Origin of the sequence: Cellulosimicrobium sp. NPDC057127 (assembly GCF_042670945.1) — a bacterium.
Taxonomy (GTDB): domain Bacteria; phylum Actinomycetota; class Actinomycetes; order Actinomycetales; family Cellulomonadaceae; genus Cellulosimicrobium.
Window position 1 is genome coordinate 1 of sequence record NZ_JBHUUP010000024.1, and the last position, 25,754, is coordinate 25,754.

The window sequence follows — 25,754 nt, forward strand, 5'->3', positions numbered from 1 at the left end:
TCCTTCCCGGACGTGCCGCCGGCCCCGTTCGCGTCGGGCGGGGACTGCGCGCCGCTACTCGTTGCCGACCGCGCGGTCGGCCCGGTCGGACGCCTTGTCGATCTGGTCGTCGTGCTTGCCCCCGGTGGCGCGGGACGCGGCGTCGCCGCCCTTGTCGAGGGCGGTGTCCGACATCTTCTCGCCCTTGTCGCTGTCCATCGCGTCGGTGGCCTTCTTCTTGAGGTCGTCGATCCCCATGGTGTGCCCTCCGTCGGGGCCCGGCCGGGCCCGTGCCGTCCCATCGTGGGCAGCGGGCCGCGACGGTCGCATCTCGGCGGGACCGGACGCACGAACGCCCCGCCCCCACGAGGGGACGGGGCGCTCGGACCGCGGCGCGGGGGGGTCAGGACGCGAACGCGTACCCGGCGTCGGCGCACTGCGCGCGGAAGGCGTCCAGCGCGGGCTGGAAGTCGTCCGTCGTCACCTCGACGCCCGAGAGCGCGGCCTCGAACGGGGCCTTGACGCCGTTGAGGTTCTCCTGGAGCTCCACGTCGGCGAAGCGCTGAACCGACGCGATCTTGTCGCGCGTGGTCGCGAGCTCGACCGACGTCTCCTCCGTGACCTCCTGGGTGGTCAGCGGGAAGGTCGCGTCGACGCGGGACGCGAGCGAGTTCTCGTCACCGTCGTAGAAGGCGGCGCACGACTGGACGATCTCGACCACGGTCGGCGTGGGGCCTGCGGCCTCCGACGTGGCGGTCTCGGCGGGGGTCGTGGCGTCGTCGCTCGACGGGTCTGTCGTCGAGGCGCAGGACGCCAGGAGGAGGGCACTGGTCAGCGCCGCGGTGGCGGCGAGGTACTTACGCATGCTAACGATTTCACACCGTCAGCGACGTGACGTGCAAGGAGATTGCCGCACCGCCGCCGGGGGAACGGCGGGAAACCGCCCCTCCCGCCCTGGCGCTGTGCGCAGCGTCACAAGCGCGGCTCAGGAGACGTCGAGCACGACCTTGCCGCGCACGTGCCCCGTCGCGACGAGGCGCAGCGCCTCCGCGGCGTCCTCGAGCGGGAACCGGCGGGCGATCTCCAGGTGCAGCCGGCCGCTCTCGGCCAGCGCGACCACCTCGTCGAGCGCGCCCTTGGCGTCCACCTTGTCGGCGATCCCCGCGTCGCGCGACGCCTCGGACGACACGATCGTCACCGCAGCCGGCGGGGCGTCGGGGCCGGGCGCCGTGAGCGTGTCGCCGAGCAGCTCCGCCGTCGCCGCGACCGTCTCCGGCGTCCCCACGAGGTCGACGACGACGCTCACCCCGTCCAGGCCGTCGGGCAGTGCGCGGACCGCCTCGACGAGCCCCGGGCCGTAGGCCACGGGCGTCGCCCCGACCTCGCGCACGTAGTCGTGGTTCGCCGGCGACGCCGTGCCGACGACGCGAGCGCCGAGCGCCCGGGCGACCTGCACCGCCGCCGACCCCACGCCGCCGCTCGCGCCGTGCAGCAGCACAACGTCGTCCTCGCCGACGTCGGCCTGCACGAGCGCCGAGAACGCGGTCGCGGCCGCGACGGGGAGCACTGCGGCCTGGACGGGCGCGACGGTCTCCGGCACGCGGCGCACGTGGTCGGCGCGGACGAGGGAGAGCGCCCGCTGCGCACCGGTGCCGTGCCAGACGACGGCGTCGCCGGGGGCGAGGTCCGTGACGTCCGGCCCGACGGCGTCGACGATGCCCGCCGCCTCGAACCCGAGGACGCCCGGCAGGGACCCGCCGAACGCGCCCGCGAGCCGCTTGACGTCCGCCGGGTTCACGCCGACGACCCGGTTGGCGACGCGCACCCGGCCGGGGCCGGGCTCGCCGACGTCCTCGGTGGTGACGCGCAGGACCTCGGGCCCGCCGAACACGTCATAGGTGACGACGGTCGTCGTCGTGCTCATGGTCCTCCCCCGTCGGGCCCGTGGGCGCCGGACGCTGCGACGCCGCAGGTCCGCCGCGACGGCCCGGTGCTCGCCCGGGCGCGACCACTCTTCCATCACGCGCGCCGTGCTGTCATGCGGGGACGGGCACCACGGTGCACGGGAGCGCTCCCGGACCTCCGGGAGCGCTCCCGTGCCGAGCGGCGTACGTTCGTCCCGAGGACCACAGGCCTCCCGTCGTGCGCGGAGGCGAGCCGTCCGTCCCGGGAAGGGGTCGGGGATGGTCACGAGAGAGCCGACGACGGTCGTCCGGGAGACCGGTCCCGCCACGGTCCCCCCGGAGCGGGGCGAGCGTCCCGCACGGGGATACGCGGCCGAGCCGCCGCCCGCGCGACCGTGGGCCGACGTCGTCGCGCGCTGGGGTGCGCGCGTCCTGCAGCTCTACGCCGTCTGGCTGCTGCTCGGGCTGGTCCTCCGGCCGCTCGCGCGCCACTCGGAGCGCCCGGTGGCCGAGGTCCTGTCGGTCACCAACGTGCCGTCGTACCCGACGCTCTTCTCCGCCGTCGTGGTCGCGCTCGTCGCCAGCGGGTTCCTGCGCCGACGGCGCGCCGCGCTGTGGTTCGTCGTCCTCGTCTGGCAGCTGCCCGCGGCGCTCGTCGTCCTGCTCGCGCTGGTCCTGGACCGGGTCGACCCGACGGCCGGGGTGGTCCAGGACGTGCGGTGGACGACGTACGCCTCCGCGCTCGTCGGCGCGGTGCTGGTCGTCGTCCTCGTGGCCGCGCGCCGGGCGTTCCCCGCGCGCATCGCGCGCGGCGCCTGGGGCCGCGCGGTGCTCGTCGCCCTGCTGGGCGTGGTGCTCGCCACCGCCGTGGCCACGGCGCTCCTGCAGGTCGTGCCCTCGACGCTGGGCACGGTGGGGGAGCGGGCGGCGTGGTCGCTGAGCTCGTCGCTCGGGCTCCCGCCCCACGAGGAGCCGTTCTCCGTCGACGGCACCGCTCCCGGCTGGTTGGCGTTCGTCGCCGGCCTCGTCGCCGGCCTCGGTCTGCTCGCGGCCGTCGTCGTCTTCCTGCGCACGGGCCCGCGCGACGCGCCCCGCGCCCCGGACGAGGAGCTGGCCGTGCGGCGCCTCCTGCTCGAGCACCCGGGTGACGACTCGCTCGAGTACTTCGCGACGCGCGACGACCGGTCGACGGTCTTCTCGGGAGACGGCCGGGCCGCCGTCTCCTACCGCGTGGTGAGCGGCGTGCTGCTCGCCGCCGGCGACCCGGTGGGCGACCCCGCCTCCTGGGGCGACGCGGTCGCGCGCGCCCTCGCCCACGCCCGGCGCCACGGCTGGGCGCCGGCCGTGATCTCCGCGAGCGAGCGCGGCGCACGCGCCTACCGGGACGCGGGGCTCGCCGTCCTGGTCATGGGCGACGAGGCGATCGTCGAGACGCGCGAGTTCGACCTCTCCGCGCCCTCGATGCGCCCGGTGCGGCACGCCGTCGCGCGGCCGTCGCGCGAGGGGTACACGGTGCGGGTGCGCCGCCAGCGCGAGATCCCGCCGGACGAGCTCGCCGCGCTCGCGCAGGCCGCCGACCGGTGGCGCCACGGCGAGGAGCGCGGGTTCTCCATGGCGCTCGAGCGTCTCGGCAGTTCCCGCGACCCCCGCGTGCTCGTCGTGACCGCCCACGACCGCGACGACGAGGTCCAGGGCCTCCTGTCGTTCGTGCCGTGGGGACGCAAGGGCGTCTCGCTCGACGTCATGCGGCGCTCCCCGAACGCCGTCCCGGGCGTCACCGAGCTCATGGTCATCACGCTCGCGAGCGAGGGCCCGGGCACGGGCGTCGACCGCGTCTCCCTCAACTTCGCGATGTTCCGCGGCATCATCGAGCAGGGCGAGTCCGTGGCCGCAACGCCCCTCCAACGCCTCCTGCGCCGCCTCATCCTCGTCGCGTCCCGCTGGTGGCAGCTCGACTCCCTGTACCGCTCGAACCAGAAGTACGAGCCCCGCTGGCGCACCCGGTACCTCTGCTACGCCGCACCCGCCCAGCTCACGTCGGTGACCCTGGCGGCGGGGCAGGCCGAGGGCTTCGTGCCCCTGTGGACGTCGCCGCAGGGCGCGGCGACGGCGTCGGCGGCCGAGAACGACGCGGCGCTCGCGGCCGCGGTGCGCGCGCAGGACGACGAGCTGCTCGCGCTCGACGTGCCGACGCCCCGCCTCACGGACCAGGAGCGGGCGCGCCGCGCCAAGCTCGACGTGCTGCGGGCCGCGGGGATGCCGCCGTACCCGGTGGCGGTGCCGCGCACCCACCGCCTGCGCGACGTCGACGAGGTGCTGCTCGGCGGCACGGTGTCCGTGGCGGGCCGCGTCGTGCGCCTGCGCGACCTCGGCGGCGTGAGCTTCGCCGTCCTGCGCGAGGAGGACGTGGAACGGCAGGTCATGCTCACCGCCGACGGCGCGGCCGACATCGCGCTGTGGCGGCACGTGGTCGACCTGGCCGACCAGGTGAGCGTGACGGGGACGGTCGCGCGCAGCCGGACCGGTGAGCTGTCGGTGCACGCCGACGCGTGGGTCATGGCCTCCAAGTGCCTCAAGGCGCCGCCGGACAAGTTCCGCGGCCTGGCGGACCCGGAGACGCGCATGCGCCTGCGGCACGTCGACCTCGCGCTCGACACGAAGGCGAGCACGACGCTGCGCGGGCGCTCGGTCGCGGTGCACGCGCTGCGCTCGGCGCTCGTCGAGCGGGCGTTCATCGAGGTCGAGACGCCGATCCTCCAGCGCATCCACGGCGGCGCCAACGCCCGGCCGTTCCGCACGCACATCAACGCCTACGACATGGACCTGTACCTGCGCATCGCGCCCGAGCTGTTCCTCAAGCAGCTCGCCGTCGGCGGGGTCGAGCGGGTCTTCGAGCTCGGGCGCAACTTCCGCAACGAGGGCGCGGACGCGACGCACAACCCCGAGTTCACGTCGCTCGAGGCGTACCAGGCGTTCGGCGACTACACGACGATGCGCCACCTCACGCGCGAGCTCGTCGTCGCGGCCGCGGTCGCCGTCCACGGCGACGCGGTGTCGCGGCGCCCGGACGGGACGGACGTGCGGCTCGACGGCGAGTGGCCGGTCGTCTCCGTGCACGACGCCGTCTCGCGCGCCGTCGGCGCGGACGTCACCCCGGACACGCCGACGGACGAGCTGCATCGCCTGTGCGCGGCGCACGACATCGAGGTCGGCGAGGACGAGACGCACGGCGCGGTCGTCAACGAGATGTACGACCGCCTCGTCGAGGGGCAGACCGTCGAGCCGACGTTCTACACCGACTTCCCGGTCGAGACGTCGCCGCTGACACGCGTGCACCGCCGCGACCCGCGCCTCGCCGAGCGGTGGGACCTCGTGGCGTTCGGGGCCGAGCTCGGCACCGCGTACTCGGAGCTCATCGACCCCGTCGACCAGCGCGAACGCCTCACGCAGCAGTCGCTCCTCGCCGCAGCGGGCGACCCGGAGGCGATGGAGGTCGACGAGGGCTTCCTCGAGGCGCTCGAGTTCGCGATGCCGCCCACCGGCGGGCTCGGCCTCGGCGTCGACCGGATCTACATGATGCTCATCGGGGCGTCGATCCGCGAGACGCTCGCGTTCCCCTTCGTGAAGCCGCAGCGACGGTCCTGACGGCCACCGTCGACGTCGTCGAGGGTAGGGACTTTGGTCCCGACGTCGACGGCGGTGAGCACGACGGCGTCACGACGGCCGATAGGTGCCGGCGGGCCGCAGTGCGCCCGGACACGAGGAGGACCGCACCATGACCGAGCTGATGGACGCACCGTTCACCACCGCACCCGCCACCGCACCTGTCACCGCACCGGTCACCGGACCGGCCGGTGCGCCGGCCGCCGGCACTGCGCGGCCTCCCGCGGCGCGGCACGAGGCGCCGGGGCTGCTCCGCTCGGTGCGGGCGAAGATCCTGGGCATCGTCGTGGCGCTCGTCGCCATCATGGTCGTGCTCGGGTCGGTGGCGATCGGCACGGCGACGTCCCTGCGCGACAAGACGCAGGAGGTCGCGACCATCGAGAGCACGCTGAGCCAGCAGGAGACGCGGATCTCCCAGTCCGTGTGGGAGTTCAGGCTCGCCGCGAACTCGGTCGGCGACTACTTCGGCCAGGGCCTCGACACCGCCCCGCAGTACGCGGCGATCGAGGAGGCGCGAGCCGCGGTCGACGTCGAGCTGGCGGCGTTCGAGGAGATCTACGCCGGGATCGGCCAGGACGTCCCCGCGGAGTACGTGGCGCTCAAGGACGCCATCGGTCAGTACGTGGCTGCCGTGCAGACGGAGAAGCTGCCGGCGTTCGAGTCGGGCGACTGGGAGGCGTACCGCGCCGCCGACGTGGCCCTGGACGAGGCCGGGGCCGCACTCCGCTCGACGATGGAAGGCCTCCAGGGGTACATCGGCGGCGTCCTCGCGGACCAGTCGGCGGCCGCGGCGAGCCAGGCGTCGTCCGCGGTCGTCGTGCTCCTGAGCGTCATCGTCGTCGGTGCCGTCGTGGGCGTCGTCGTGGGATGGATCGTCTCCAACCGGATCCGGTCGAACGTCGTGGGCGTCCAGACGGTGATCGAGGCGATGGCCGAGGGGGACCTCACCCGCGAGGCGGAGGTCCACAGCAAGGACGAGCTCGGCAGCATGGCGCGCGCGCTGGCGGTCGCGCAGGAGTCGCTCCGCCAGACGTTGTCCGGCGTCCTGGCGTCGTCCGTGACGATCGCCTCCGGTTCGGAGCAGCTCGCGGCCGCGGCGGCGCGCGTCGTGGCGTCGGCGGAGCAGTCGTCGGTGCAGTCGGGCGTGGTGGCGTCGGCGGCGGAGCAGGTGTCGCAGAACGTGCGGACGGTCGCGGCGGGTGCCGAGGAGATGGGTGCGTCGATCCGGGAGATCGCGCAGAACTCGAACGAGGCGGCGAAGGTCGCGAACCTGGCGACCGAGCAGGCGGCGGTGACGAACGAGACGGTGCAGAAGCTCGGGGCGTCCTCGCAGGAGATCGGCAACGTGATCAAGGTCATCACCTCGATCGCGGAGCAGACCAACCTGCTGGCGCTGAACGCGACGATCGAGGCGGCGCGTGCTGGTGAGGCCGGGAAGGGCTTCGCGGTGGTGGCGTCCGAGGTCAAGGAGCTGGCGCAGGAGACGGCGAAGGCGACCGAGGACATCGCGCGCAGGGTCGAGGCCATCCAGGGCGACACCGACGGCGCGGTCGGCGCGATCGCCGAGATCACGCAGATCATCGGGCAGATCAACGACTACCAGCTGACGATCGCCTCGGCGGTCGAGGAGCAGAGCGCGACGACGAACGAGATGTCGCGCGGCGTGCAGGAGTCGGCCACGGGCGCCAGCGAGATCGCGGGGAACATCACCGGGATCGCCTCGGGTGCCCGCGAGAACGCCCGGACGATGGAGGAGATGAGCACCGCCGTCGGCGAGCTCGCGCACGTCTCCGAGCAGCTGCGCGCGCAGGTCTCCCGGTTCCGCATGTGAGCTCGAGGGAGTGTCGCCGCCGTCGGGGACGCCGGCGTCCGGGTGCGGGCGTCGCCGGCGGCACGGCCTGCGCTCCACCGAGCGGGTGAAACCGCCGGGCGACGTTCACGGTGCGGGACGGGCGGCCGACAGTGGCGACGGGTCGCTGTGACCAGCACTGCTCGTCTCTCCTCGGATCGGATGCCGATGACTCGTGCCCCCGCCCTCCCGGCCACGGCGTGGCGCCGACGCGCCTGCGCCACGGGGCTCGCGCTCGCGCTGGGAGCACCGATCGTCGGCGCCGCTCCCGTGGTGCTCGCCCCGCCCGCGGCGGCCGCCGCCGTAACCCCGTCCGGGGACCCGGCGGTCGACTCGCTGCTCAGCGGAGCGCGCTGGTCCGGCAGCACCGTCACCTTCTCGTTCCCGCAGGCCGCCGCCGAGGTGGCGGCCGTGGACGACGCGTCCTTCACCGCGCTCGACCCGGGTGAGCAGAGCCAGGTCCGTCAGCAGCTCGCCCGGTGGGCGCGCCCCTCGGGCCTGGCGTTCACCGAGGCGGCGGACCCCGCGACGGCGGACATCCGGGTGTACTGGTACCGCGACGGGAGCAACCTGACGGCGCGGGTGTCGCAGGCGCCCGGGGACGGCCCGGTCGACCTGCAGCTCGGGGCAGCGATCATCGGCGGGCAGCTCGGCGAGGCGGGGACCTACAGCGCCTTCACCGTGCTGCACGAGCTCGGGCACGCGCTCGGGCTCAAGCACCCGCACGACGCGTCCGGTGGCTTCCCCGCCGCCGATCCCGGGACGCACTCCGTCGCGACGACCGTCATGAGCTACGCGAGCTGGCCCGGAGCGTCGAACGGTGCCTACACCGTGCGCGACGGCAGCTACCCGGCCGGGCCGATGCTCCAGGACGTCGCCGCGATCCAGCACCTGTACGGCACCGGGACGTCCGACGCCGGGGACACCACGTACACCTTCGACCCCACTGCGCCGGTGGTCTTCACGACGGTCTGGGACAGCGGCGGCACGGACACCTACAACTTCGCGTCGTACGCCACCGACCTGCGGGTGGACCTGCGACCAGGGTCCTGGACGGACCTCGGCGGGCAGTACCCGGTGCTCGACACCCACGACGCCACGCGCCGCTCGCCGAACATCGCCACGGCGCACCTGGCCCCGGGCAGCACCGGTGGCCTCGTCGAGAACGCCGTGGGCGGGTCGGGCTCCGACACGCTGATCGGCAACCAGGGCGACAACCGGCTCACCGGAGGCAGCGGTGCCGACGTGTTCGTCGTGGCCGCCACCGGTCCGCACGGCACGGACACGATCACCGACCTCGCCGTCGACGACGCCGTCGAGGTGCGCGACCTCGACGCGGCCGGGGAGCCGCGCGTGCCGCTGACCTCCGTGCTGGGCGAGGGCGACGGGTCGGCGCTGACCGCCGGGCAGGTGGAGGTCGAGGCCCACGCGGACGGGACCCGGGTGCACCTGGGGATCGACGCGACGCCGGGCGTCGACGCCACGCTCGTCGTCCCCGGCTCCGCCACCCCGGCGTCGTACGTCGTCGTCGACGACCGGCTCGAGCTCACGCCCGCCGCACCGCCCGCCCCGCGCGCGCTGCGGCTGGCCGCGGCGAGCGACACCGGGGGCACGGGCACCCACACCGCCGACACCACGCCCACGCTCACCGGGACCGCGTGGCCCGGCAGCACCGTCACGGTGCTCGACGGCGCCGCCCAGCTCGGGGTGACCACCGCGGACGCCGGCGGCCTGTGGACCGTCACCACGTCGGCGCTGCCCGAGGGCGAGCGCACCGTCACCGCGCGCGCCACCGCGTCCGTGCTGGGCAGCGACCTCGACTCCGCGGTCAGCGACCCGCTGACCGTCGTGGTCGACACCACGTCTCCCGAGACGCCTCGCCTGGTCGCCACGACCCTGCGGGTGAGCTCCGGCCCGGACGCCGCCGCGGGGACGCTCGTCGCGCAGGACGCGCTCGGGGCGGTCGGCTTCACGCTGGTGCCGGGGGCGGGCGACGCCGACAACGCGCTGTTCCGGATCTCGGGGTCGACGCTCGTCCTCCGCGACCCGGCAGCCGCCGGACCGGGCGAGCGCCGGGTCCGGGTGGCCGCGACCGACCGCGCGGGCAACCGCACCGAGGCCGCCGTGGTCGTGACCGTGCTGCCCGCCGCGACCCCGGTCGTGACCGCGCACCCGGTCGACGTCGGTCCCGTCGTGCCGGGCGGCACCGCGGCCTTCACGGTCGCAGCCGCCGCGTCCCCCGCCGTCGCCTCCGTGTCGTGGGAGAGCGCGCCGACGGCAGACGCCCCGGCGAGCGCCTGGCGGCCGGTGGTGGGGGGCGACGGGCTCACCCTGCGGGTGACGGCCGAGGGGCCGGAGGCCTGGTTCCGCGCCCGGCTCACCGGCGTGGACGGCACCGAGGCGGTCTCCCGCCCGGCGCGCCTGGCCGCGTGGGACGTCGCCGAGGAGCTGGCGGCCGACACGGCGGAGCTGCTCGCGCGCCACCCCGACGCGCCGGACCTGGCCGCCGTCGCCGACGACTTCGACCCGACGGCGCTGCCCGGGAGGGTCGACCTGTCGGTGCCCTGGTCCGCGGCCGACACCGCGGTCACGGTCTACGCGTACTCGACGCCGCGCCTGCTCGGCACCTTCCCCGTGCGCGACGGCGTGGCGACGCTCACCGGCCTCGACCTGGAGGCCGGCGCCCACCACCTGGTGCTGGTCGGCGTGGACACCGCCACGACGCTCGTGCTGCGGTACGACACCGGAGCGCCCGACACCGACGGGTCGGGAGGTGGTGCGGCGGTCCCGGTCGCCGACCAGGTGGTGCGACGGGCGACGGGGTCACCGCTGGCGGCGACGGGAACGACGGTCGTCGGGGTCGCCGCAGCGGCCGCCTGCCTCGTGGGCGGCGGTTCGCTGCTGCTCGCCGGAGCCGCCCGACGGCGGCGCGCCGGCTGAGCGGCCCGTCGGCCGGGCGCTGGGCTAGGGTGACGGCGCGCACGGCGGTCGCCGGCACCGCGTGGCACGAGGAGGGGACTCGGGTGGCTGACGGCACGCGGACGACCGGGCGCGGCCTGGCCGCACTGCTCGCCGCACTCGCGGTCGTCACGGGCACGGCCGCGTGCGCGACGACGGAGCAGCCTGGCGGGTCCGGCGACGCGACCGCCGTCGTCACGCACGACACGGGGACGTCGCCCGCGGCAGGCCCGGGGACCGCGCTCGCGGCCCTCGAGACCCTCGAGGTCAAGGGACGGGCGCCGAAGACGGGCTACGACCGCGACCAGTTCGGCCCGGCGTGGGCCGACGTCGACCGCAACGGCTGCGACACCCGCAACGACATCCTGGCGCGCGACCTCACCGGCGAGACGTTCAAGGCCGGGACCCACGACTGCGTGGTGCTGACCGGCACCCTCGAGGACCCGTTCACCGCGACGACGATCGCGTTCCAGCGGGGGGACGTCACGTCGACGGCCGTGCAGGTCGACCACGTCGTCGCCCTGTCCGACGCGTGGCAGAAGGGCGCGCAGCAGCTCGACGCCGCGACGAGGCAGCGGTTCGCGAACGACCCGCTCAACCTCCTCGCGGTCGACGGGCCGACGAACCAGGCGAAGGGCGACGGTGACGCCGCGACGTGGCTCCCGCCCCACAAGGCGTTCCGCTGCGCGTACGTCGCGCGACAGGTCGCGGTGAAGGACGCCTACGGGCTGTGGGTCACGCCGGCCGAGCACGACGCGATCGCGCGCGTCCTCGGCTCGTGCCCGGACGAGCCCCTGCCGGTCGCCGCCGACGACGGCGTGCCCCGCACCGCGGAGCCCGCCCCGGCCCCGGACCCGGCGCCCGCCCCGTCGCCGCCGCCCGCCGACGTGGTGTACGAGAACTGCGCCGCGGTCCGCGCCGCCGGCGCCGCGCCGATCCGTGCCGGCCAGCCCGGGTACAGCCGGCAGCTCGACGGGGACGGCGACGGCGTCGGCTGCGAGTAGCGCACGGTCACGCGCGACGTCCCGGGCCGGGGAGATGCGGCCTCAGCGGGCGAAGCGCTCCGCGCGCTCGACGACGCGGGGTGCGCCGCGCCCGTCGTTCGCCGCGTGGTCCCAGCGGTAGACCTCGGTGCCGGTGATGAGCACGTGCTCGGCGCGGGCGGTGACGTCGAGCGGGTCGCCCGACCACACGACGACGTCGCCGTGCAGCCCGGGGGCGAGCGAGCCGACGCGGTCGTCGAGGCCGAGGATCGCCGCGGGGTTGACCGTGAGCGCCCGCAGGGCGGTCTCACGGTCGAGGCCCTCCTTCACCGCGAGGGACGCCTGGTGCACGAGGAAGTTGATGGGCACGACGGGGTGGTCGGTGGTGATCGCGACGCGCACGCCGGCGCGGGCGAGCGCCCCGAGGTTGGCGATGTCGCGGTCGCGCAGCTCGATCTTGGAGCGCGACGTGAACATCGGGCCGAAGATCACGGGGACGTCCCGCTCGGCGAGCACGTCGGCGACGGCCGCGCCGTCCGTGCCGTGGTTGACGACGAGCCGGTACCCGAACTCGTCGGCCAGGCGCAGCGCCGTCGCGATGTCGTCCGCGCGGTGCGTGTGCTGGTCCCAGTACAGCTCGCCCGCGAGCACGCGCGCGAGCGTCTCCTTGCCGAGGTCGCGGTCGAACGGCTCGCCCTTCGCCGCGGCGGCGTCGCGCCGGGCGACGTAGTTCTGCGCGTCCACGAACGCGCGGCGGATGACGTTCGCGACGCCGAGGCGCGTCGACGGGAGCTTCTTCTGGTCGCCGTACACGCGCTTGGGGTTCTCGCCGAGCGCCGACTTCACGGAGACGGACTCCTGGAACACCTGCTCGTCGACCGTGCGGCCGCCCCACGTCTTGATCGCGACCGTCTGACCGCCGATGGGGTTGCCCGAACCGGGCTTCACGACGGCCGAGGTCACGCCGCCGATCAGCGCGTCGCGGAAGCCCTCGTCCTCGACGTTGATCCCGTCGAGCGCGCGCAGCGCGGAGCCGTTCGGGTCGGTCATCTCGTTGGTGTCGTTGCCGGCCCAGCCCTCGGCCTCCTCCATGACGCCCATGTGCGCGTGGGCCTCGACGAAGCCGGGGAGCACCCACCGGCCGGCCGCGTCGATCGTGCGCACGCCGTCGGGCACGACGACGTCCGCGCCGACCGCCGTGATCATCCCGTCCTCGATCAGGACGGTGCCGTTCTCGACCGGGGGAGAGGCGACGGGCACGACGTAGGCGTTCGTGACGGCGACGGTGCCGCGGGTCGTGCGGGGCGCGGTGCGGGCCGGGCTGGGGGAGCTCGAAGAGGTCGTCATGCCCCCATCATGACAAGTCGCCCCGGGCAAGGGTCCAGCGGTGCGTGCGCACCGACGCCGGCGTTAGGCTCCCGGGAGCGGGACGGTGGCGGGCGCCTCCGTCCGACGCCAGGGGCACGGACCGCGCGCAAGGGAGCTCGCATGCACGTCGTCGTCGGGATCTTCCGGCTCTTCCTCGTCGTCCTCGCACTCGTCGGGACGCGGCAGATCTGGCGGGACGGCGACGTCGAGGGCCTCGTCTACTTCACCAACCAGACCTGCTTCCTCGTCGCGGTCGCGTTCGCCTGGGCGGGCGTCGCGTCGATCCTGCGCCGCCCGCAGCCGCCGGCGTGGCTCACGGGCGGGGTGACGCTCTTCGCGGCCATCACGGGCCTCGTGTCCTGGTTCGTGCTCGCGCCCGAGGACCCGGGCGCCCCGGCCGTCTTCCTCGGCCTCACCGACGGCCAGATCGAGCACCAGGTGCTGCCCCTCGCCGTCGTCGCGGACTTCCTCCTGCTCACCCCGCACCGCCGCCTGCGGGGGCTGACCGCCGCGCAGTGGCTGCTGTACCCGCTGGCCTACTTCGCGTTCACGACGATCCGCGGGTTCGTCAGCCCGGGCAGCGAGTACCCGTACGGGTTCGTCGACCTCGACGCCCTCGGCTGGGCCGGGCTGCTCGTCAACGTCGTGCTCTACGGCGCGGGGTTCCTCGTGCTCGGCCTCGTCCTGGTGGGGCTCGACCGCCTCCTGCCCGAGCGCGCGCTGATCGGCGGCTACCCCGGAGCGGTCCCCGCGCCGGACGAGCCCGACGAGACGGAGGTCTCCTCGGGCGGGCCGTCGCACGGCGCCTCCGCCTGACGGGCACGGGCTACCCTGACGAGGTGCCCTCTCCCGTCGCCGGACCGCTGCGCCTCGCGCGCGCCGCGCTCGTGGCGACCCTCGTGCTGGCGCTGACGGCGGGAGCGCACGCGGTCGCGGGCGGGCACCTGCCCGAACCGCTGGTCCTCGCGGCGCTCGGCGCGTTCACGCTCGCGGGCACCATGGTCGCGGCGCGGGTCCGCTTCACCGCTCCGCGCCTCGTCGCGCTGCTCGGCGGGGCGCAGCTCGCGCTGCACGCCGCGCTCGACACGCTCGGGCACGGCGCCGCCACGTGCGTCCCCGGGGCGACGGCGGCGCGTCACGTCCTCCACGACGGTGTCGTGACCGCCTGCACGGCCGCCCCCGTGCCCGACGCCGCGACGGCCCTCGCGTCGTCGGCCCACGTCGGCCCGGCCGCGGCGGGGGCGTGGATGGTCGCGGCGCACGCCGTCGCGACGGTCGTCCTCGCGGTCGTGCTCGCCCGCGGCGAGCGGGCGCTCGAGCGGCTCCTCGCGTGGCTGACGCCGCACCAAGTGACGCTCGCCCCCGTCGTCGTGGCGGCGCGCCCCGTGGCCGCGCTCACCGGGGTCGTGCCCCGGCGGCTCGTGTCCCGGTTCCCCGGCACCGCACCGACGCGCGGTCCCCCGGCGGCCGCGCTCGTCGGGGCCGACGCCTGACCCTGCCCCACCCGCGCGAGAGCGCGACACCCGACGAGGCACGCCGGCCACCTGCCGGCACGGGGCGCACCGCGGCACCGCCGCGCCTTCGGACGGAGCTCTCCCCATGCCTGCTGCACGACCCCTTGCTTCTGCACGACGCGACACCCGGCCCGTGGCGGTCGCCGCCCGCCGGCCTGCCCCGGCGTTGCTCACCGCCCTGCTCGCCGCGCTCTGCGCGCTCGGCCTGACGGCCGCGCTCGCGGTCGTCGCCGCGGCGCCCGCGCACGCCCACGACCGGCTCGTGTCGTCCGACCCGGCCGACGGCGCCCAGCTCGACGCACCGCCCGCGGCGATCACCCTGACGTTCAGCACCGAGCCCCTCGACGTCGAGCCCCAGGTCGTGGTCACCGACTCCGCGGGGACGGTCGTCACGGAGGGCACCCCGACCATCGCCGGCCCGACAGCGACCCTGCCGCTCGACACGGCGGCCCTCGGCGGCGACACCTACACGGTCGCCTGGCGCGTCGTGTCCTCGGACGGGCACCCGATCGAGGGCACGTTCGGCTTCGCCGTCGCCGCCCAGCCCGAGCCCGCCGCGTCGGAGCCGTCGAGCGAGGACACCTCGACGGACACCGCGACGGACACCGCGACGGACACCGCGGGGGACACCGCGACCGACGACGCCGCCTCCGCCGAGCCGTCAGCCACCGCCGAGGAGCTCACCGCGAACGGCTCGGCCTCGGACGCCGACGAGGGCAGCAGCACGCTCCCGCTCGTCATCGGGATCGTCGTCGCCGTGATCCTCGTGGGCGGTGTGGTGACCGTCCTGGTGCTGCGCCGCCGCGGCGACGGGACACCGGGCACGTCGGGCACGCCGCAGCGTCCCGAGCAGGGCTCCCAGCAGGGCCCCCAGGACTGACGGACCGGACGGCGACCGGGCGGCGCGTGCGCCGTCCGGCGCCCCGTGCCGACCAGGAGACGCCATGACCGACTCCCGTCCCGCTCCGGGACCGCCCCCCGAGGTGCGCGTCGAGGGCTTCCGGCTCCCCGTGCTGCGCACCACCGAGCTCGTGCTCCTCGCGTGCCTGCCGCTCGCCGTCGTCGTCGCGATCGCGGGGCTCGCCCTCACGGGCGAGCTCGCCCCGCGTCTGCTCATGGACCCCGGCGCGGTCGTGCGCTACGGGCTGCCGGTCGCGCGCGTCGTGCACGACGGCGCGGCCGCGCTCACCATCGGACTGCTCGTGCTCGCCGCGGGCGTGCTGCCCGGGCAGGGCCGCGTGCCCGGCGCCGTCTCGTACGCGCAGTGGACCGCGACCCGCTGGGCGACGCGCGCGGCGGCCGCCTGGCTCGCCGCGGCGGTCGCCGTGATCGTGCTGACCACCGGCAACAGCGTCGGCATGGCGCCGAGCGACCCCGGCTTCTGGTCCCAGGTGGCGTACTACGCCACCGGTATCGAGCTCGGCCAGTTCCTGTCCGTGTCCGCGCTGCTCGTCGCCGCGGCCTTCGTGGTGTCGGCCGGGGCGCGGCGCGTGGGCCGGGTCGGTGCGGCGGCGGTGCTCGCGCTCGCCGCGCTGCTGCCCGTCGCGCTGTCCGGGCACGCCGCCGGCTCGGACGAGCACCTCAACGCCGTCAACAGCCTGCTCGTGCACCTCGTCGCGGTGACGGTGTGGGCGGGTGGGCTCGTGGGCCTCGTCCTCCTGCGCCCGCGCGTGGGCCGCGCGCTGCCCGAGGTCGTGGCCCGCTACTCCGCGGTGGCGGCGTGGTGCTTCGCCGGTGCGGCGTTCTCGGGGGTCGTCAACGCGTCGCTGCGGCTCGGGTCGCCCGCCGACCTCGTGACCACGCCGTACGGCCTGCTCCTCACGGGCAAGGTCGTCGCGCTGGTGCTGCTGGGGCTCGCGGGCTGGGCGCAGCGACGCCGCGTGGTCCCGCGGCTCGCCGAGCCGGGCGGCGGCCGGGCGTTCGCGCGCCTGGCGGTGGGCGAGCTCGTGGTCATGGCGCCGACGTTCGGGGCGTCGGTCGCGCTGTCGCGGTCCGCGCCGCCCGTGCCGCAGGACCCGGTGACGTACGACGTGCGCCACTCCCTGCTCGGCTTCGCCTACCCCGAACCGGTGTCGCCGGCCCGGATGCTCACGTCGGTCCACCCGGACTGGCTGTTCCTCGGCGTCGCGACGTGCCTCGCCGGGCTCTACGTGGCGGGCGTCGTGCGCCTGCGCCGCCGCGGCGACCGCTGGCCCGTGGGTCGCACGGTCATGTGGCTGCTCGGCTGCCTGGCGCTCGCGTGGGCGACGAGCGGCGGGGCGGGCGTCTACGGGTCGGTGCACTTCTCCACGCACATGGTCCAGCACATGGCGCTCATGATGTTCGTGCCGCTGCCCCTCGCGCTCGGCGCGCCCGTGAGCCTCGCGCTGCGCGCCCTGCCCGCCCGCCGCGACCACTCGCGCGGGCCGCGCGAGTGGATCCTCGTGGTCGTGCACTCGCGGTACTCGCGGATCCTCACGCGGCCGGCGGTGGCGGGCCTCGTCTTCGCGGGCAGCCTCGTCGCGTTCTACTACACGGGCTGGTTCGAGTACGCGCTGTTCGAGCACCCGGGGCACCTGCTCATGCAGGTCCACTTCCTGCTCAGCGGCTACCTGTTCTTCTGGGTGATCCTCGGCGTCGACCCCGGGCCGGCGCGCGCGGCCTACCCGATCCGGCTGCTCGTGCTGCTCGTGACGATGGCGTTCCACGCGTTCTTCGGCGTCGCCGTCATGGCCGACCAGCAGGTGCTCGCCGAGACGTGGTGGACGGCGATGCAGTACACCGACACCCAGGCGCTCCTCGACGACCAGGCCGTCGGCGGGTCGGTCGCCTGGGGTGCGGGGGAGCTGCCCGTCGTGATCGCGGCGATCGTCGTCGCGGTGCAGTGGACGCGCGACGACGAGCGCACGGCCCGCCGCCGCGACCGGCAGGCCGACCGGGACGGCGACGCGGAGCTCGCGGCGTACAACTCCCGCCTCGCGGAGCTCGCCCGGCGTGACGGAGCGCAGTCGCGATGAACGCGCATCTTTTGATTGACCAGCGCCAGAAGTCCCGGTACGTTCGCCGAGAACCGGACGAAGGGCGCGACGCGGCGCCCTCGTGGGACGGAGAGGCGGGTCGATGACGACCACGGCGAGCAGCACGGGCGGTGGCGTGCCGCAGCTCGTCGCGCGCGTCGTGCGTGCCGTCGTGCTGGCGACGACGTCGCTGACCGTCGCCGCGGCGGCGCACGCGTCGGCGGGCGGCGGGCTGCCCGACGGTGCGGGCCTCGCCGCGCTCGGTGCGCTCACCGTCGCGCTCGCCACCCTCGTCGCACGGATGCGCTCCCGCGCCCTGGTCCAGGTGCCGTTCCTCGCCGTGGTGCAGGTCGTCCTGCACCACGGGTTCACGATGCTGGCGACGGACGGTCCGCTCCGTGGAGCCGGCACGCTCCCGGCCTCGATGCCCGGCCACGCCTCGGCGCCGGGGTTCGTCGCCGACCGCGCCGCGCACGCCGCGCACGCCGCCGCGTCCTGGTCGGGCGGGTATCTCCCCGGCGCCCCCGAGCACGTGGCGCACGGCACCGGGCCCGCCATGCTCGGGGCGCACGCCGTCGCCGTCGTCGTCACGGCCGCCGCCCTGGCGGCGAGCGAGCGCGCCGCCACGTTCGCGCTCGCGCTGTGGACCGGGCTGCTGCCCGTCGTCCTCGGGGTGCTCCTGCCGGTCCCGACGTCGCCGCGCCCCGTCGTCCTGCACCCGGTGCGCTCCGCCCGGCCGCTCGCACGGGCCGCGAGCACCGTCGTCTCGCGGCGCGGCCCGCCGGCGACGACGTCGCCGTCGTACGCCTGACGGCTCCCGCCCCGCGACGTCTCGCCGAGCCGTCGCGCGCGCCGTAGCGCCCCGCTGCCCGACGCACCCCTCGAGCGTGCGCGGTACGTGGTGCCCGCGCGCCCTCCCTCGCTCGTCCCTCGAAAGGCACTCCCATGCGTCAGCTCACGCGCACCACCGCCGCGACCGCCCTCGCCGCCGGACTTCTCGTCGTCGGCGCGACCGCGGCGTCCGCCCACGTCACCGTCACCCCGAGCGTCACGACCGCCGACTCGTACACCGTCCTGACGTTCGCCTTCGGGCACGGGTGCGGCGAGTCGGCGACCACCGAGATCGCGATCCAGATGCCCGAGAAGGTCATCTCCGTCGCCCCGGCCGTGCACCCCGGCTGGGACGTCGAGAAGGTCATGGAGGACCTCGAGACGCCCGTGGACGACGGGCACGGCGGCGAGTACACCGAGCGGGTCGCCGAGGTCGTCTACACGGCGAAGACCCCGGTCCCGAACGGCTACCGCGACTCCTTCGAGCTCTCCCTCAAGCTGCCCGACGCCCCGGGCGAGACGCTCGACTTCCCGACGGTCCAGACCTGCGAGGAGGGGGAGACCGCGTGGGTCGAGATCCCCGCGGAGGGCCAGACCAGCGACGACCTCGAGTCACCGGCGCCGTCGTTCGTCCTCACCTCGTCCGACACCTCTTCCGATGCTGCGGCGTCGGAGACGGAGGACGCCGAGACGGAGGAGGTCGCCGCGGAGAGCGCGACGCAGGACGACGCGTCGGACGCGGCCTCGGACGACGCGGCCACGCCCGTCGTCTCGTGGATCGCCCTCGCGCTGGGCGCCGCCGGCCTCGCGCTCGGGGCGGTCGCGTTCGCGCGCTCGCGCCGCGCCCAGGGCTGACGGTCCGATGACGCGAACGGCCCGGCGCTCGGTGCCGCACCGGGCGCCGGCGCTGGCCGTCGTCGTCGCCGCGGTCGCGGTCCTCCTCGCGGTCCTCGCGGGCGGGTCGGCCGCGGCGCACGCCGTCCTCCTGGGGACCGACCCGGAGGACGGCACCGTGCTCGACGCGCCGCCCGACGACCTGACCATCACGTTCAACGAGCCCGTGCGCGCCGTCGAGTCCGGCACGACCGTGCTCGCGGCCGACGGCACGGAGGTCGCGGTCGACGTCGCCGCCCGCGACGCCGCGCTCGTCGTCACGCCCGCCGAACCCCTGGCGGACGGCACCTACGTCGTGAGCTGGCGCGTCGTCTCGCTCGACAGCCACCCGGTCGCCGGTGCCTTCAGCTTCTCGGTCGGCGCGCCGAGCGCGACGACGGGCGGACCGGGTCCGGCCGCTGCGTCGGCCGAGCCGTCGGGCGGGCTGGAGGTCGTGCGCGTCGTCGACCAGACCGCCGTCTACCTCGGCACGTTCCTCGTCGCCGGGCTCGTCGTGTTCGAGCTCCTCGTGCTGCATGCGACGCCCGGCGCGATGCCGCGGCTGCGTGCGCGGCTCCACCGTGCCCGGACGCTCGGGCTCGGGGTCGGCCTGGCGGGGCTCGTGCTGAGTGTCCCGCTGACGACCGCGTGGCAGGCGGGCCGTGGTCCCGACGCCCTGCTCGACGGGTCCTCGTGGGCCGAGGGTCTGGCCTCGGACACCGGCCTCGCGGCCGCGCTCGGGGTCGTCGGGCTCGTCGGTGCGGCGTTCCTCGCGCCGCGGGCGGCGCGCGAGAGCCGGGCGCTCTGGCCGGCGGGCGTGGCGCTGGGCGCGTCCACGCTCGCGCTCGGCGCCCTCGTGCTGGCCGGGCACACCCGCACCTTCGGCCCCGCGGCGCTCGTCGTCGCGGCGGACGTCCTCCACGTGGTCGCCGGCGCCGTGTGGCTCGGTGGCGTCGTCGGGCTCGTGCTCGTCCTCGTGGCGTCGTCACAGGTCGACGACAAGCGGGCGGCGACGACCGTGGCGCGGTTCTCCGCGCTCGGCGGGTGGGTGGTGCTCGCGCTCTCCCTCACCGGCGTGGTCCTCGGCTGGCGGATCCTCGGCAGCGTGGACGCTCTCGTGTCGACGTCGTACGGCCAGGCGCTGCTCGTCAAGGCCGGGGTCGCGCTGGTGGTCGTCGCGATCGCCGCGTGGAACCGCTACCGGCTGGTCCCGTCCTTCGCGGCGCGGGCCGCCCGCCGGACGACGAGCGTCGTCGGGGTGGGTGCCGACGCCGAGGTCTCCCGTCGCCTCGGCCGGACGGTGGCGGCCGAGGCGGGACTCCTCGTCGTCGTCCTCGCCGTGACGGGGCTGCTCGTCTCGCGCAGCCCCGTGGACGCCGCGGAGCAGTCCGGCTCGCCGCCCGGCTCGGACGTGGCGGCGCCCACGGGCGTGGACGTCACCCGGCCGCTCGGCGACGGCACCCTCCGGGCCCGCGTCACGCCGGGCGCCGTGGGGGTCAACGCGCTCGAGCTGGAGCTGCTCGACGCCGACGGCGCGCCGCTCGAACCGGTCGACGCCCCGGAGCTGTCCACGACGCTCGCCGAGCCCGCTCTCGGTCCGTTCACCCGGCCGGTGACCCGTACCGGCCCGGGGACGTACGAGGCGACGCTCGACCTGCCGATGCCGGGCAGCTGGACGGTGTCCGTGAGCGTCCGCACGTCCAAGTACGAGAACCCGGTCGTCGAGATCCCCGTGGAGGTGACGTCATGAGCAGCTCGACGTGCTGCGTGCGCCGCACCGGCGCGGTGCGGCGCGCTGTCCGGCCCGCCTTTGCCGGCCTCGCTCTCGCCGCGGCGGGGGTCGTGCTCGTGACCGGTCCGGCGTCGGCGCACGTGATCGTCGAGACGGTCGAGCCGCACGGCGACGGGACGGCGACCCTCACGCTCGCCTTCGACCACGGGTGCGACGGCGAACCGACCGACGCCCTGGCCGTCACGATGCCTGACGGTGTCGAGCCGCTCGCGGCCGGACAGCCGGACGGCTGGACGGCGGAGGTCTCCGACGACGCCGTGCGCTGGGAGGGTCGCCCCGTGCCCGACGGCGAACGGGCGGCCTTCACGGTCGACGTCCGGGTCATCGGCACGGTGGGGCAGTCGTTCGTGCTCCCCGCCGAGCAGTCGTGCCCGTCGGGGGCTTCGCTCGCGTGGACGGACACCGACCCGTCCGGCGCGCACCCCGCACCGTCGTTCGTCGCGACGGCGGCGACGCTGACCGCGCCGTCGGACGCGGCGGCGTCCCTGCGCCCGGCCGGCGGGGAGCCGGTGCCGCTCGGCCCGCTCGTCGCCGTGGTGGCGTGCGCGTCCGTCGCCGCCGGTGCCGGCGGCGCGTGGGCGGCCCGGGCGCGATCTCGCCGGTCGGCGTGAGCCCGCACCTGAGCCATGTGACGTAGGTCACTGTAAGGTGTGGTACGAAACTCCGTGCCACGTCCTCGTTCGGTAGTGGGGGAATCGCCGCCGCGACGGGTCACGGGGCGGCGCCCGGACCGGTGGCGGTCCGCGACGAGAGCTCTGCTGGGGGGAGCTCTGGTGGCGGACCGCCACCGGTTCGTCATTCCCGGGCCGGTCCCGCCGGCCTCGGCGGGTCAGAGCGCGTCGCTCCGCGCCCCGAGCCACGGCGCGAGGACGTCGTCCCGCCCGAGCCAGCGGAGCCCGCCGTCCTCGAGCTCCTCGGGTGTCGCGAGCACGTCGCGGAACGCGGCGAGCAGGCCGTCGCGCTCGTCCGCTCCCCGAGCGGCGCCGGGCGGCGTGGAACCCACCACGACGATGCGCGTGTGCGGCCGGACGACGTCGCCCTCGTGCGTCGTGGCGTCCTCCCACGTGCCGAGCTCGCCGATGCACAGCTGGCCGCCGGCGCCGTCCCAGGCGCACAGCGAGTCGGGCCGGTTGGCGACGTGGAAGACGCCGCGCGAGCGCAGGCGCCCGGTGCCGAGGTCCTCGATGCGGCGCAGCAGGCGCTCCGGGTCGAAGGGGCGCGACGAGCGCAGCTCGAGCGTCCAGCTCCGGTCGCCCGCGCGGCGCTCGACGTCCGCGGGGCGTCCGGCGCCCCGGGCGCCGAGCGGGTGCGCGCGGCGCTCGCCGGCCGCGGGGTCGTGGTGGCCGCGCGCGAGGTCGTCGGCGTCGAGCGCGTGGAGGCCGTCGAGGCGCCGCGTGCCGGCGCCGCGGAGGCGGTCGACCAGGCCGGATCCCGTGGCGGACACCGACGGGTCGCCCGTGGTGACGACGAGGTCGGCGTGCTCGAGCTGGGCGGCGAGCACCTCGCCGACGGCGCGCTGGTCGTCGTCGGTGAGCGCGATGCCGCGCTCGTCGACGAGGTCGTCGTCGAGGAGGTCGTGCTCGAGCGTGTCGACGTCCGTCACGGCGACCACGGTCGCGAGGCGCAGCCTGTCGAGCAGGTCGCCGTCCGTGGTGGCGGCGGACAGCGCCCGGGCGACGGGCAGCGACTCGGCGCCGACGGGCAGGGCGAGGACGACGTGGTCCCAGCGGTCACGCTCGGCGAGCCGGCGCAGCGTGGGGACGGCGTCCTCGCGCACCGCGCACGACAGGCACGCGTGCTCGAGGGGGACGCGCTCGTCCTCGAGCACGCCCGTGGCGTCGACGACGACCCGGCGCAGCTCTCCCTCTCTCGCGCGGATGTCGTGCCGCAGGACGACGACGCCGGGGGAGCCGACGACCAGGCCGAAGACCGCGGAGTCCCGCAGGACGGGGTCGACGGTCGCGAGGACGCTCAGCGGGGTGCGGGTGTCGGTCGTGTCCGGGTGGTGGGTGGTCATGCAGGTGCTCCAGTTCTGGCCACGGGAAGATCCGGGCGGGCGGACGTGTTGCACCCTACACCTTGACGAGAACGATTCTCACTATCTAGTCTCGCCGGGTCCGGAGGAAGGAACGACCATGTCTGCCGTCTGCCAGGTGCTCGGCACCTCGCCGGGGTTCGGCCACTCGGTCTCGCACTCGCACGTGCGGACCAAGCGGCGCTTCGACCCCAACATCCAGAAGAAGCGCTACTGGGTGCCCTCGCTCGGGCGCCACGTCACGCTGCGCGTGAGCGCGCGGGGCATCAAGACCATCGACCGCAAGGGGATCGACGTCGTCGTCGCCGAGATCCTGGCGAGAGGGGAGAAGGTCTGATGGCGGCACGCCAGGACCTGCGTCCGATCATCAAGCTGCGCTCGACCGCGGGCACCGGCTTCACCTACGTGACGCGCAAGAACCGTCGCAACGACCCCGACCGGCTCGTGCTGCGCAAGTTCGACCCCGTCGTGCGCCGGCACGTCGACTTCCGCGAGGAGCGCTGATGGCCAAGAAGTCGAAGATCGCGCGCGACGTCCAGCGTCGCGAGGTCGTCGCCCGGTACGCCGAGCGGCGGGCCGAGCTCAAGCGCGTCGTCGCGTCGCCCGGCGCGACGCCGGAGGAGAAGGCCGCCGCCGTGACAGAGCTGCAGCGCCAGCCTCGCGACGCGAGCGCGACGCGCCTGCGCAACCGCGACGTCGCCGACGGGCGCCCGCGCGGCTACCTGCGCAGGTTCGGCCTCTCGCGCGTCCGGATGCGCCAGATGGCGCACCGCGGCGAGCTGCCGGGCGTCACCAAGTCCAGCTGGTAGGTCGAGACGGTAGGAGGCACAACCGTGAAGAAGGACATCCACCCGGAGTACGGGCGCGTCGTGTTCCGCGACAAGTCCGCGGACTTCGCGTTCCTGACCCGCTCCACGCTCGCCGGGAACCACCCCGGCGGCCCGGGGATCCCGCGCGAGACGGTCGAGTGGGAGGACGGCAACACCTACCCGGTCGTCGACGTCGAGATCTCGAGCGCGAGCCACCCGTTCTACACGGGCACGCAGCGCGTCGTGGACACCGCCGGCCGCGTCGAGCGGTTCCGCCAGCGCTACGGGACGCGCACGCAGGGAGGTGCGCGATGAAGGTCCGCGCGTCGCTGCGCTCGCTCAAGGACAAGCCCGGCGCCAAGGTCGTGCGGCGCCGAGGGAAGACGTACGTCATCAACAAGCTCAACCCGCGCTGGAAGGCGCGTCAGGGCTGAGGCGTACGGACGCGGCGCCGGACGGCCGCCGCGAGGGGACGAGGCCGGAGGTCGCCGTCGGGCGGCCTCCGGCCTCTTTCGTGTCAGCCGTCCCCTCGCGCTGGCCGTGGCGTCGGCGCCGCTCTCGTAGTGGCGTCGCGCGGGGTCAGGTCCCGTGCGTCTCCCAGTAGTCGAGGTGGTCGGCGACCTGGCGGTCGACTTCGGCTGAGGCGGTCCACAGCGGCCAGTCGGCCCCGTAGTCGTTCATCAGACGGATCTCGAACCGGTCGCGTGCCGGAGGGCGCGCTCCGGGCTCCGGTCCTCCGCCGGGGCGAAGACGGCCCCGGACGGCGGGCCGACGGCGAACCAGCGCGCACCTGCGGTAGCCGTCGGCCTGTCCTCTCGCTCGGCGTCGTGCGCGCCGAGGTCCTGGTGCTGGCCCGTCATGGGGCCAGTCTCCACGAATCCACGATCGAGATCGCACCGGGCACTTGATGAGAATGATTCCCGGTCTATATAGTCCGACGCGACCGTGCCCGGTCCGGAGCCGCCCGCTCCCCGCAGCCGCCTCGTGCGGCCTAGAGAGGAAGACCTCGTGTCACTCACCACCCGCAGCAGGCCACTGGTGGCCGTCCTGGGCGTGCTCGCCCTGCTCGCGTCGTTCCTGGTCCCCGTGCTCGGCGGCGCTCTGCCGTCGGCGGCGGCCGCGGTCGCCGACCGCGAGCGCGTGCTCACCCACGGCCACGTGGACGGCTTCGAGACGACGTACGACGCGGCGTCCGGCAAGCTCGTGCTCAGCGTCAAGGACGACACCCGCATCTACGAGCCCGGCTCGACGTACTGGGCGCCCGAGAGCACGACGTTCGCCTGGGAGGACGAGCGGTCGGTCACCACGCTCCCGCCCGCGACCGGCGGCTGGTCGTTCCTGGGACAGTACGGCGGCACGCAGGCGTGGCTCGGCACCCAGAGCGGCGGCGAGCAGGGCTATGCGCCGTGGGTGGGATGGAGCACCGAACGGCTCCCGGGGACCCTCGCCGGGACCGGCATCACGCCCGCGCCCGGCCAGCCGGTCTCGCTCGACGTGCGCATCGACGGCCCGGGCGACGTCTTCGCGTTCCAGAACGGCTCGTTCGGCGAGCCCATCAACCGCTATGTCGACACGACGACCTCCGCCGGGGGCACGATCCCCGTCTCGCAGAACGCCCACGTCCACACCAACTGGGTGTTCACCGCGGAGGGCGACTACACGTTCGTCGTCACCCCGTCCCTCGCCACCACCGAGCACGGGACGATCACGGGCGACCCCGCGACGTACCACTTCCGCATCGGCGAGCGCGCGCCCGAGCCGGTGACGACCTCGGTCACCGTCGCGCTCGACGCGGGCGAGCACGTCGAGGACGAGACCGCGACGTTCACAGCGACGCAGGACCCGGCGACGGAGCTGGCGACGTACCGGTGGGAGGTCGCGGCCGCGGGCAGCGACGCGTTCGCGCCGGTCGACGATGTCACGGGCGCCACGTACGAGCGCCAGGTCGCGCTCGCCGACGACGGGGCGCGCGTGCGCGCCGTCCTGCTCGACGGCGACCGTGTCGCGGGCACGTCGGAGCCGGTGAGCCTGCACGTCACGGCGAAGCCGGTGCCCGTCACGACGACGGTCACCGTCGCGCTCGACGGGGCCGTGAACGTCGAGGGCGAGACCGCGACGTTCACAGCGACGCAGGACCCGGCGACGGAGCTGGCGACGTACCGGTGGGAGGTCGCGGCCGCGGGCAGCGACGCGTTCGCGC

The 25,754-nt window shown here is 75.3% G+C and carries 24 protein-coding genes; 18 read left to right on the forward strand and 6 right to left on the reverse strand.

Annotated features, from left to right (window positions below; genetic code table 11):
• Positions 1–54: 54 nt before the first annotated feature.
• The 3 genes from ACFTZA_RS16420 to ACFTZA_RS16430 all read right to left on the reverse strand — a co-directional run bounded on the left by ACFTZA_RS16420 (position 55) and on the right by ACFTZA_RS16430 (position 1,903).
• Positions 55–237 (reverse strand): antitoxin, encoded by a 183-nt coding sequence (locus ACFTZA_RS16420; RefSeq protein ID WP_378197334.1) that lies wholly within the window; start codon positions 235–237, stop codon positions 55–57.
• 145 nt (positions 238–382) lie between these two features.
• On the reverse strand, positions 383–844 hold the full coding sequence (locus tag ACFTZA_RS16425) for a hypothetical protein (protein ID WP_378197337.1): 462 nt from the start codon (positions 842–844) through the stop codon (positions 383–385).
• A gap of 120 nt (positions 845–964) precedes the next feature.
• Positions 965–1,903: a zinc-binding alcohol dehydrogenase family protein gene (locus tag ACFTZA_RS16430; RefSeq protein ID WP_378197340.1), complete on the reverse strand. Its 939-nt coding sequence runs from the start codon at positions 1,901–1,903 to the stop codon at positions 965–967.
• 259 nt (positions 1,904–2,162) lie between these two features.
• On the opposite strand from ACFTZA_RS16430, the gene lysX reads away from it, so the two are divergent.
• From lysX to ACFTZA_RS16450, 4 genes are all read left to right on the forward strand, one after another.
• The gene (gene lysX, locus ACFTZA_RS16435) at positions 2,163–5,528 is read left to right on the forward strand and encodes a bifunctional lysylphosphatidylglycerol synthetase/lysine--tRNA ligase LysX (protein WP_378197343.1); all 3,366 of its coding nucleotides are present in this window, start codon (positions 2,163–2,165) and stop codon (positions 5,526–5,528) included.
• A 130-nt stretch (positions 5,529–5,658) separates the two neighbouring features.
• Positions 5,659–7,377, forward strand: a complete 1,719-nt coding sequence (locus ACFTZA_RS16440) for a methyl-accepting chemotaxis protein (protein WP_378197346.1) — start codon at positions 5,659–5,661, stop codon at positions 7,375–7,377.
• Between the two features lie 186 nt (positions 7,378–7,563).
• Positions 7,564–10,335 carry a M10 family metallopeptidase C-terminal domain-containing protein gene (locus ACFTZA_RS16445; RefSeq protein ID WP_378197349.1) on the forward strand — a complete coding sequence of 924 codons (2,772 nt, stop codon included), beginning with the start codon at positions 7,564–7,566 and terminating at the stop codon, positions 10,333–10,335.
• Between the two features lie 83 nt (positions 10,336–10,418).
• Positions 10,419–11,357, forward strand: a complete 939-nt coding sequence (locus tag ACFTZA_RS16450; RefSeq protein ID WP_378197352.1) for a DUF1524 domain-containing protein — start codon at positions 10,419–10,421, stop codon at positions 11,355–11,357.
• A gap of 42 nt (positions 11,358–11,399) precedes the next feature.
• On the opposite strand, the gene ACFTZA_RS16455 is transcribed toward ACFTZA_RS16450, so the two are convergent.
• A complete protein-coding gene (locus ACFTZA_RS16455) occupies positions 11,400–12,683 on the reverse strand; it encodes an amidohydrolase (protein WP_378197353.1) in 1,284 nt (427 codons plus the stop codon).
• Positions 12,684–12,824: 141 nt separating this feature from the next.
• Here ACFTZA_RS16455 and ACFTZA_RS16460 point away from each other — a divergent pair, with 141 nt between their 5' ends.
• The 8 genes from ACFTZA_RS16460 to ACFTZA_RS16495 all read left to right on the forward strand — a co-directional run bounded on the left by ACFTZA_RS16460 (position 12,825) and on the right by ACFTZA_RS16495 (position 21,321).
• Entirely contained in the window at positions 12,825–13,520 is a 696-nt protein-coding gene (locus ACFTZA_RS16460; RefSeq protein WP_378197356.1) for a Pr6Pr family membrane protein, read from the forward strand.
• 23 nt (positions 13,521–13,543) lie between these two features.
• Positions 13,544–14,197 carry a hypothetical protein gene (locus ACFTZA_RS16465; RefSeq protein WP_378197359.1) on the forward strand — a complete coding sequence of 218 codons (654 nt, stop codon included), beginning with the start codon at positions 13,544–13,546 and terminating at the stop codon, positions 14,195–14,197.
• Positions 14,198–14,303: 106 nt separating this feature from the next.
• Complete coding sequence (locus ACFTZA_RS16470; protein WP_378197362.1) at positions 14,304–15,098, forward strand: copper resistance protein CopC; 795 nt, start codon at positions 14,304–14,306, stop codon at positions 15,096–15,098.
• A 64-nt stretch (positions 15,099–15,162) separates the two neighbouring features.
• On the forward strand, positions 15,163–17,214 hold the full coding sequence (locus tag ACFTZA_RS16475; RefSeq protein WP_378197364.1) for a cytochrome c oxidase assembly protein: 2,052 nt from the start codon (positions 15,163–15,165) through the stop codon (positions 17,212–17,214).
• Between the two features lie 103 nt (positions 17,215–17,317).
• The gene (locus ACFTZA_RS16480) at positions 17,318–18,025 is read left to right on the forward strand and encodes a hypothetical protein (protein WP_378197367.1); all 708 of its coding nucleotides are present in this window, start codon (positions 17,318–17,320) and stop codon (positions 18,023–18,025) included.
• A gap of 134 nt (positions 18,026–18,159) precedes the next feature.
• Positions 18,160–18,900 carry a YcnI family protein gene (locus tag ACFTZA_RS16485; protein WP_378197370.1) on the forward strand — a complete coding sequence of 247 codons (741 nt, stop codon included), beginning with the start codon at positions 18,160–18,162 and terminating at the stop codon, positions 18,898–18,900.
• Between the two features lie 7 nt (positions 18,901–18,907).
• Positions 18,908–20,668, forward strand: a complete 1,761-nt coding sequence (locus ACFTZA_RS16490) for a copper resistance protein CopC (protein ID WP_378197373.1) — start codon at positions 18,908–18,910, stop codon at positions 20,666–20,668.
• The gene (locus ACFTZA_RS16495) at positions 20,665–21,321 is read left to right on the forward strand and encodes a DUF1775 domain-containing protein (protein WP_378197376.1); all 657 of its coding nucleotides are present in this window, start codon (positions 20,665–20,667) and stop codon (positions 21,319–21,321) included. Before ACFTZA_RS16490 ends, ACFTZA_RS16495 begins: the two co-directional genes overlap by 4 nt.
• Before the next feature lie 218 nt (positions 21,322–21,539).
• Here the strand turns inward: ACFTZA_RS16495 and ACFTZA_RS16500 are convergent, their stop codons facing one another.
• Positions 21,540–22,727 (reverse strand): CobW family GTP-binding protein, encoded by a 1,188-nt coding sequence (locus ACFTZA_RS16500; protein ID WP_378197379.1) that lies wholly within the window; start codon positions 22,725–22,727, stop codon positions 21,540–21,542.
• Positions 22,728–22,845: 118 nt separating this feature from the next.
• Here ACFTZA_RS16500 and rpmB point away from each other — a divergent pair, with 118 nt between their 5' ends.
• From rpmB to ykgO, 5 genes are read left to right on the forward strand one after another with little or no spacing between them, the layout of a single operon-like run.
• Entirely contained in the window at positions 22,846–23,082 is a 237-nt protein-coding gene (gene rpmB / locus ACFTZA_RS16505; protein WP_378197382.1) for a 50S ribosomal protein L28, read from the forward strand.
• Positions 23,082–23,249, forward strand: coding sequence for a 50S ribosomal protein L33 (gene rpmG, locus ACFTZA_RS16510; protein ID WP_378197385.1), 168 nt, complete (start codon positions 23,082–23,084; stop codon positions 23,247–23,249). Before rpmB ends, rpmG begins: the two co-directional genes overlap by 1 nt.
• A complete protein-coding gene (rpsN, locus tag ACFTZA_RS16515; RefSeq protein WP_378197388.1) occupies positions 23,249–23,554 on the forward strand; it encodes a 30S ribosomal protein S14 in 306 nt (101 codons plus the stop codon). Before rpmG ends, rpsN begins: the two co-directional genes overlap by 1 nt.
• 24 nt (positions 23,555–23,578) lie before the next feature.
• On the forward strand, positions 23,579–23,869 hold the full coding sequence (locus tag ACFTZA_RS16520) for a type B 50S ribosomal protein L31 (protein WP_378197391.1): 291 nt from the start codon (positions 23,579–23,581) through the stop codon (positions 23,867–23,869).
• Entirely contained in the window at positions 23,866–23,988 is a 123-nt protein-coding gene (gene ykgO, locus ACFTZA_RS16525; RefSeq protein WP_069387640.1) for a type B 50S ribosomal protein L36, read from the forward strand. The genes ACFTZA_RS16520 and ykgO overlap by 4 nt, the downstream gene beginning before the upstream one ends.
• 246 nt (positions 23,989–24,234) lie before the next feature.
• Here the strand turns inward: ykgO and ACFTZA_RS16530 are convergent, their stop codons facing one another.
• Entirely contained in the window at positions 24,235–24,414 is a 180-nt protein-coding gene (locus ACFTZA_RS16530; protein WP_378197395.1) for a hypothetical protein, read from the reverse strand.
• Positions 24,415–24,562: 148 nt separating this feature from the next.
• Here ACFTZA_RS16530 and ACFTZA_RS16535 point away from each other — a divergent pair.
• A partial coding sequence (locus tag ACFTZA_RS16535; RefSeq protein WP_378197398.1) for a choice-of-anchor M domain-containing protein occupies positions 24,563–25,754 on the forward strand: 1,192 nt, incomplete at its 3' end.